Raw genomic sequence first — 7,578 nt, 5'->3', positions numbered from 1 at the left:
GGTAGTACAGCTCCAGCAGCGGCTTGGTGGAGGAGCCGCCGGTGCCGAGGTGGATGTGGCCGCCCTCGGGCGGCCACCGGCCGGAACCAGGCCCACTGCGGCCGGCAGGCCCGCGGCAGGCACCCCCGTGAGGAGCCGACCATGCAGCCACCCGCCGGTGACACCGCTCGCACCCGAGCGACCTCCCCGACCACCGCCCGGCCGGAATCCGCCATCAGCACGCGCGGCCTGGTCAAGAGCTACCCGGGCCCGGACGGCACCACCACCCACGCCGTGCGCGGCCTCGACCTGGACGTGCTCGAAGGCGAGACCTACGCCTTCCTCGGCCCCAACGGCGCGGGGAAGTCCACCACCCTCGCCCTGCTGTGCGCGCTGGCCCGCCCCACCGCCGGACAGGCCACGGTGGCGGGCGCCGACGTGCTCAGGCAGCCGGAGCTGGTACGGCGAACGGTCGGGATGCTCTTCCAGCACAGCGCCCTGGACCCGGACCTGACGGCCGAACAGAACCTGTACATCCACGCCCGCCTCTACGGACTGCGCCGCCACCGCGCCCGCCTGCGCGTCACCGAGATGCTCGAAGCGGTCGCACTGGCCGACCGCCGGCGTTCCCCGGTCCGCACCCTGTCCGGAGGCATGCGACGCCGCCTGGAACTCGCCCGTGGCCTGCTGCACGCGCCCCGGGTGCTGTTCCTCGACGAGCCGACCACCGGGCTCGACCCGCACGCCCGTGCCCAGGTCTGGGAGCACCTGCGCACGCTGCGCGAACGGCACGGCAGCACGGTCCTCGTCACCACGCACTACCTGGAGGAGGCGGAGAACTGCGACCGCCTCGGCATCATCGACCACGGCCGGCTCGTGGCCGAGGGCACGCCCCTCGCGATGAAGGCCGCGATCGGAGCCGACCGGGTGACGCTGCGCACCGGTGACGACCCGGCGGCACGCCGGGTCGTGGAGCGGACCGTGCCGCCCGGCCCCGCCGTCACGTCGGACGCCGACGGGGTCCGTCTTCGCCTGCCCGACGGCAGCGCGTGGATTCCCCGCCTCTGCGCGGCGCTGGCAGCCCACGGCATCGCGGTGCACGCCGCGTCCGCGACCCCGCCGACCCTCGACGACGTCTTCTTCCACCACACCGGCCGCAGCATCCACGTCCCCGGGCCCCGCCCCGAACCGGCCGCCCCGGCTCCCGGCGGGCGCACGGAGGCGACCGAGGAGGCCCCGTGACCGCACCCGCTCTCCCGGCCCCGGACACCTCCGGCGGCACCGGCCGGGCCCCGGCGACCTCCCTGCGCCACGAACTGCGGGCGGTCCACGCCCTGGTCCACCGCGATCTGCTGCGCCTGTCGGCCCAGCGCGTCCACACCGCCCTGATGCTGGTCCAGCCGGTGCTCTACCTCTTCGTCCTCGGGGGCGGTCTGGCCGCGCTGATCCCGCACTCGTCCCTGGGCGTCGGCTACCAGACGTACCTCTTCCCGGGCATGCTGATGATGACGGTCCAGGCGCCGGCCATCATCGTCGGCATCCGTCTGATCACCGACCGGCAGAGCGGCTACCTGCGCGAGCTCCTGATGGCCCCGGTCAGCAGGCCCACCCTCCTGCTCGGCAGCTGCGCCGGCGGCACTGTCGTCTCCACGGTCCAGGGCGCCGTCCTGCTCGCCCTGGGCGGCGCCGTCGGCCTGCCCTACGACCCGCTCCTGCTGGCGCTGCTCCTCGCCGGCCTCGTCCTGGTCTCCTTCACCGTCACGGCGCTGTCCCTGCTGCTGGCCGTGAGCATCGGCCGGCCCGAGATCTTCCAGATGCTGCTCGGCCTGGTGATGATGCCGCTGCTCTTCCTCTCCGGCGGTTTCTTCCCGCTGGAGAACCTGCCGGGCTGGGCCCGCACGGTGGCCGCCGTCAACCCGCTCGCCTACGGAGTGGACCTGCTCCGCCGCTGCATCGGGCTGCGCGTTCCGGGCCAGGTGATCCCCCTGGGCGTCGAGTGGGCCGGCCGGCAGCCGCCCCTGCTCCTGGAAGGCGCCCTCCTGCTGACCGTCGGAGTCGTGGCCCTGGTCCGGGCCGCCCGCCGCTTCGGCCGCCCCGAATGACACCCGAGGACGCGGATCCGGATCCGGGCGGCAGGCCCTAGGCTGAGCGCAGTTGCCGTGGAACAGGAGTGCTCATGCCGCAGATCACCGTCGACTACACCGCCGCCGCGGGCGCGGCCTTCGACAAGGCCGGCTTCGCCAAGGCCCTGCACACCGCCGTCGTCGAGATCGCGGCCGCCAAGCCCGAGGCCTGCAAGACCCTGTTCCGCGCCGCCGACGACACGGCCTACGGCTACGAGGAGGGCGGCCACGCCATCGTGCACGTGACCTTCGGCCTGCTGGCCGGCCGCACCGACGAGACCAAGGCGAAGCTGACCGGAACCACCCTGGAACTGCTCCGCGCCCACCTGAAGCCCGAGGGCCTCGTCCTGCACGCCTCGGCGGAGGTCCGCGACCTGGACTCGTCGTACCGGAAGTACGAGGGCTAGGGCGTAGGCGCTCTCAGCCGGCGAGCGCGATGAGCCGAGCCGCCAGGTCGGCGAACGGCCCGTCCGCCGGCTCGCCCTCCACCATCCGCTTCACCAACGTGGTCATCTCCTCGTCGTACGAGGCGCTCACGGCCGTCAGCGCGGCGAAGTCGTGCACGAGCTGCACCTCCAGCTCGCCGCGCGGAATGCGCCGCCCGTCCAGCCAGATCAGCGCCGTCGACTCGGCGAGCGAGATCCAGGAGCGGATGACGAGTTCGAGGCGGGCCGGGGCCTCGGTGACGCCGAGGTGGGAGAGGATCTGCTCGTACGCGGCCTGCCGTACGGAGTCGATGAGCGCGTTGGTGGCGGAGGAGCCGACAGCGGGGCCGCCGCGCATCAACGCGGCGAAACCCGGCCCGTGTTCGTCGACGAAGTCGAAGAAGCGCCGCATCACACGCAGCAGCCGGGCGCCGAGCGGACCCTCGTGCGGCTCGGTGAAGCGCCCCGCGAGATCCTCCGCGGCCCGCTTCAACGCGGCTTCGTAGAGGCTGAGTTTGCCGGGGAAGTAGTGGTACACCAACGGCCGCGAGATACCCGCGGCCGAGGCTATCTCGTCGATGGAGACCTCGTCCGGCGAGCGGCGGCTGAACAGTTCGAGGGCTACGCCGATCAACTGCTGCCGTCGCTCTTCGACTCCAAGTCTGCGGCGTACCCCGGTACTCATGCGAACACCTTACCGATCGGATTCGGCCTGCCACGGCCCCGACCCGTCACCCGGGTTCACATATCCGGCACAAGCCTCCCGCTTCGCCCCCCCGGACACGCGGATCATTCACCGCAGCCCGCTGATCTCGCTCCCGCCCGCCAGCGTTCCCTTCAAAGTGGCCTGGGCCCCCTGCTTCGCCCTGGCCACCAGCAGCGAGCCCGGCGCCGACGCCGTGACCCCGCCGGTCGCCCGGATCGACGTGGTGTCACGCCCGCCCGCGGCCAGCAGGTACCACTGCCCGCCCCCGGACTTCCACAACACCCCGGCCAGCACCTGCGGATCACGCGGACCGCAGGCGGTCACATCGGTCCCCCTGGCCGCGACCGCCCCGTACCGGCTGCCCGGGGTGCGGAACTGGGCCAGGGCCACCGTGCCATCGCCCCGCCAGGTCTCCGCCCGGGTGCACACCCACGACCCGGTGCCGCCGCCGGCCGGCAGCGGCTGCTCGGCGAACGCCCATGCGTTGACCCCGCGCACCCCCGCCGAGCGTTCCGCGGCCAGCGAGCAGGCGTACGGCGCCCAGTCCCGCGCCACCGCCCCGGAGTCCTCGCCGGTCTTCCCGGGCCGCCCGGCGGTGAGCCGGGCCGGCACCAGTTCGCCCAGGTCGGTCGCCAGACCCACCCCCTGCGCGTAGGTCAGCTGGAGCACGTCCCACGAGGTGCAGGCCCCCTGCTGCAGCGCGCCACTGGCCAGCGGCCCGGTCACCCCGCCGGTCAGCGCGACGTCCGTCGCCGGCGCGTCCGGCTTCATCAGGTCCCGCTCGGCGACCTTGGTCACCCAGGGCGCCGTCAGATAGCGGACGTTGCCGTCGGCGCGGCCGAGGACCAGGGCGCTCGCCTCCAGGCCGGTCGCGCCGTCGACGCGCGCGAAGTCCAGCGCCGCACCCGCGGTGCCGTCCTTCGGCTCGGCGTAGCGGGCGATGCGCAGACCGTCGTAGAACAGCACCACGCGGGCGCTGTCGACGAGGCCCGCGTACAGCAGCTGGGGCGGTCCGGACGGGCCGCCCGTCTGGGTGCCGGGGGTCGCCGAGACGCGGACGGTGGCACCGGGGCGGGCCCAGACCGCGAGGGCGCGGCGCAGCAGTGCGGTGTCACCGGTGAGGGCACCGCGCGCGGGCCAGACGGAGAAGTCGGTGCGGGCGGCCGTCCGCCACGCGGCGGCCGGGACCTTCGTCACCTGGGCGGGGTCCAGGGCGGCCTGGGCCGCCGGGTTCTGCGCGTACACCGGGGCGGCCGCGCCGTCGGCGCCCCAGCCGCCGCCGGGCAGCGCCACCAGCGCCCCGCAGACCGCGAGCGCGGCGGCCGCGGCCAGCGCGGCCCTGGTGTGCCGACGACGACGCAGCAGGTCGGTGGGCCGGGCCTGCAGGAAACAGGGGTCGAACTCGGGGGAGTCGAGCAGCGGGTACTGGGCCGGGACGGCGTTCGCCTCGGCGAGCGCGCCCTCCGGGTGCTCGATCCCGGCCGCCCTGAGGATCCCGCGGATGTCGCCGTCGGGGAGCTGTTCGAGACCGCGCAGCGCGTACGTCGCCCGGGCCGGCCCGGAGAGGGCGGCGAGCCGCTGGTCCAGGGCGAGTTCGTCGGCGCCGCCGGAGCGCGGGAAGAGCCTGAGGCCCCACACCTGGGGAAGCAGCGGCGGCAGCTGGGCGCGGGTGGGCCACGCGGTGAGCCTGAGCGGCCGGCCCGCCTCCAGTGCCGAGCGCACCACTTCGAGGCGGACCAGTGCGTACCCGGGGTCGGTGACCCGGCCCGTGGACTGGGCCGGGACGACGGGGGCCGGCCTGCGGCCCCGGGGCAGCGCCCGCTGGACCAGGGCGTGCGCGGTCAGCACGCGGCGGCCGCGCCCCGGGCCGGGCGGCAGCACCAGATAGGCGAGCCGGACCAGCCGTGGGTAGTGCTCCACGAGCGCGGCCTCGGCCTGCTCGACATCGACGGCCGGACCCGGGGCCCCGGCGGAGGCGGCTGCGTGACGCTGGGCTACATCCTGTGACTGCACGTCCTGGAGAACGAGCGAATCGTTGGTCGGTCACCGCCGCCCGGGTGACCACGGCATCCTGGACCCGCGTTCGATTTGAGCGCCCCGTGCCCCGCAGCCGTATCGAAGGGGAGGGCCCCCGGAGGCACCCCAGGGCCAGCAACGCGACCGGAGGAACAGATGAGGTTGACCCGACCGATGCTCGCGGCGGCCGGCGCCGTGGCCGTACTGGCGCTGGCGGGCTGCGGATCCGGCGACAGCAGTGCGGAGACGAAGATCCCGGTCACCGCGACCGGCAGCCTGGAGAGCCTGGCCGCCAAGGTGAAGTGCACCCCGGACATGCAGATCGACTCCGACGAGGTCCGCCAGGCCATCTGCCAGGTGCCCGCCGGCAAGTTCGTCTTCGCCACCTTTGCCACCGACCGCGGCCAGCGCGAGTGGATCAACGACGCGAAGGACTACGGCGGGTTCTTCCTCGTCGGCCGCAAGTGGGTCGCGGTGGGCACCGACAAGCTGGTCAAGTCTCTGCAGACCACGCTGGGCGGCTGGGAGGAGATCGGCACCGACCACAGCAAGCACACCAGCTGAGGCCGCACGGCACACAAAGAGCCGCACACACGGAAGCGGGCGGTGGGAGAATCCCACCGCCCGCTTCCGTGCTATCCGCTAGTCGGTGCCTACTGGCACTTCTTGCCGGTGTTGATGCAGTTGGCGATCTTCGCCGCCAGGTTGTTCTTGGTGACGCTGATGAAGTCGTCGTGGTCGGTGGCCGCCTTGTGCAGCTGCTCGGGGAAACCGTCCACGGCGTAGGCGTTCTTGACCTGGCCGTTCACGATGCTCGGCTGGGCCAGGTTGTACACCAGGCGCATGGTCAGCTGCGGGATCGCCTTGAAACCGTTCGGGCAGACGCCGCTCGCGGGGTCCGCGAAGGCCACGTGCGTGCGGTGGTTGGCGCTGTCGATGTTCACGCCGTCCCAGCAGCTCTGGAAGGCGAACGTACGCACCACCTGGCTGCCCTGCGGGCAGATCGGGTACTGCGTGGTCAGCTGGACCTTGTTCTCGAAGCCGGTGCAGCTCCAGTGCGCGTTGGCGTTGGCCAGACCGTTCGTGGTGGTCTTGGCGTCACCGGTGATGATGCGCAGGAACTGGGGCATCGCGACGACCTTGCTGGCCGGGCTGCCGACGTACTTGATCTGCGCCTGGACCGGCGTGATGATCTTGCCGACGTTGCCTTCCTTGCCACCGCCGAGCGCGTTCGCGTCGAACTCCTGCTGGCCGTTCTGCTCACGCACGACCGGCCAGTAGTACGCCGAGAGGTCACTCTGGTTCTGGCAGCTGGAGGGGGCGGCCAGCAGCGAGTTGTTCGTGGAGAACGCGTTGACCTTCTGGTTGCCGACGTAGTCGTGCTCGTGGTGCGCGCCGTTGGACACGCCGGGCGCCACGATGACGTTGTCGGTGTTGTGGTTCTTGTTCGCGTTCACACCGCACTTGGTGACGAAGGAACCGGTCGAGGCCTGGGCGCCGTTCTGCGGCTTGCCCTGGACGTTCGCGGCGACCTTCGTGATGTCCACGAAGTCCGCGGCGGTCGGGCCGTTGCCGGCCTGTCCGCCGATGCCCACGTCGACCGGGGTGCTGGCGCTCGGGGCGGCCGAGGCCTGGCCGTTGTTGCCGTTGTTGTTCTGACCGCCGTTGTTCTGGCCGCCGTTGTTGTTCTGGCCATTGTTGTTCTGGCCGTTGTTGTTGCCCTGGCCACCGTTGTTACCGCCACCGCCCGCGGTGGTCTGGTTCGTGGTCTGCGTGGTGCAGGCAGCGAGCTGGGACAGCGAGCTGTTGAACTGCCCGCCGACCCGGGTGATGTCGATCCTGATCCGGTCGATCGTGGCCGCCCGCTTCTCCTTCAGGGGGCCGACGATCGCGTTCTGCACGAAGTTCGCGTCGCCGGCCTGGGCCTGACGGGTGGAGGCGAGCCGGGAGTAGGCCTCGGTGATCTGCTTGTCGAGGTTGGCAAGCTCCGTGGCCACCCCCTGCTTGGCCGCGGCCGGCACGCTCGTCAGCTTCTGGCCGACGTCCGGGCAGGCGATGGTCGCCACCGTGGCGGCAGCGGCCTTCGTGTAGTTCTGGGCGGCGTTGTTCGACTCGTGAGCCGAAGCGTTCATCTGCGCCCAGAGCAGCCCGCCCCCGCCGAGCGCTATGGCCGCCGATGCGGCAATGGCCTTGACAGCCAGCGGCGAGCGGCGTTTGCGTATGTTGCGTCCCATGGAACTCCTCAGACCTTCCTTGCGGGGCGGCATCGAGGCGCCCGACAGGAGTGAAGCGGCGCCCTCTCATACGCACCTCATCTCAGAGGTGTTCA

At 72.3% G+C, this 7,578-nt stretch carries 7 protein-coding genes; 4 read left to right on the top strand and 3 right to left on the bottom strand.

The genetic code is table 11. The features are described from left to right. Positions 1-141: 141 nt before the first annotated feature. From ABZ646_RS10025 to ABZ646_RS10015, 3 genes are all read left to right on the top strand, one after another. Entirely contained in the window at positions 142-1,221 is a 1,080-nt protein-coding gene (locus tag ABZ646_RS10025; protein WP_360515373.1) for an ATP-binding cassette domain-containing protein, read from the top strand. Further along, complete coding sequence (locus ABZ646_RS10020; protein WP_360515370.1) at positions 1,218-2,081, top strand: ABC transporter permease; 864 nt, start codon at positions 1,218-1,220, stop codon at positions 2,079-2,081. The genes ABZ646_RS10025 and ABZ646_RS10020 overlap by 4 nt, the downstream gene beginning before the upstream one ends. A 74-nt stretch (positions 2,082-2,155) precedes the next feature. Further along, positions 2,156-2,509, top strand: coding sequence for an isomerase (locus tag ABZ646_RS10015; protein WP_360515367.1), 354 nt, complete (start codon positions 2,156-2,158; stop codon positions 2,507-2,509). Between the two features lie 13 nt (positions 2,510-2,522). Here the strand turns inward: ABZ646_RS10015 and ABZ646_RS10010 are convergent, their stop codons facing one another. After that, complete coding sequence (locus ABZ646_RS10010; RefSeq protein ID WP_360515364.1) at positions 2,523-3,212, bottom strand: TetR/AcrR family transcriptional regulator; 690 nt, start codon at positions 3,210-3,212, stop codon at positions 2,523-2,525. Between the two features lie 108 nt (positions 3,213-3,320). Further along, positions 3,321-5,246 carry a hypothetical protein gene (locus tag ABZ646_RS10005; RefSeq protein WP_360515361.1) on the bottom strand — a complete coding sequence of 642 codons (1,926 nt, stop codon included), beginning with the start codon at positions 5,244-5,246 and terminating at the stop codon, positions 3,321-3,323. Between the two features lie 159 nt (positions 5,247-5,405). Between ABZ646_RS10005 and ABZ646_RS10000 the strand changes: the two genes are divergently transcribed. Then, the gene (locus ABZ646_RS10000) at positions 5,406-5,813 is read left to right on the top strand and encodes a hypothetical protein (protein WP_360515358.1); all 408 of its coding nucleotides are present in this window, start codon (positions 5,406-5,408) and stop codon (positions 5,811-5,813) included. Positions 5,814-5,902: 89 nt separating this feature from the next. Here the strand turns inward: ABZ646_RS10000 and ABZ646_RS09995 are convergent, their stop codons facing one another. Next, on the bottom strand, positions 5,903-7,483 hold the full coding sequence (locus ABZ646_RS09995; RefSeq protein ID WP_360515355.1) for a DUF1996 domain-containing protein: 1,581 nt from the start codon (positions 7,481-7,483) through the stop codon (positions 5,903-5,905). Positions 7,484-7,578: the final 95 nt, after the last annotated feature.

It is taken from the genome of Streptomyces sp. NPDC007162 (assembly GCF_040634175.1).
Lineage (GTDB): Bacteria > Actinomycetota > Actinomycetes > Streptomycetales > Streptomycetaceae > Streptomyces.
The sequence above is the reverse complement of the archived record's forward strand: the minus strand, read 5'-3'. Positions and strand labels throughout refer to the sequence as shown.

Bases quoted from the DNA above. Each gene is read 5' to 3' on its own strand.
- ABZ646_RS10010 (WP_360515364.1), bottom strand. From the start codon at position 3,212: ATGAGTACCGGGGTACGCCGCAGACTTGGAGTCGAAGAGCGACGGCAG.
- ABZ646_RS09995 (WP_360515355.1), bottom strand. From the start codon at position 7,483: ATGGGACGCAACATACGCAAACGCCGCTCGCCGCTGGCTGTCAAGGCC.
- ABZ646_RS10000 (WP_360515358.1), top strand. From the start codon at position 5,406: ATGAGGTTGACCCGACCGATGCTCGCGGCGGCCGGCGCCGTGGCCGTA.
- ABZ646_RS10025 (WP_360515373.1), top strand. From the start codon at position 142: ATGCAGCCACCCGCCGGTGACACCGCTCGCACCCGAGCGACCTCCCCG.
- ABZ646_RS10015 (WP_360515367.1), top strand. From the start codon at position 2,156: ATGCCGCAGATCACCGTCGACTACACCGCCGCCGCGGGCGCGGCCTTC.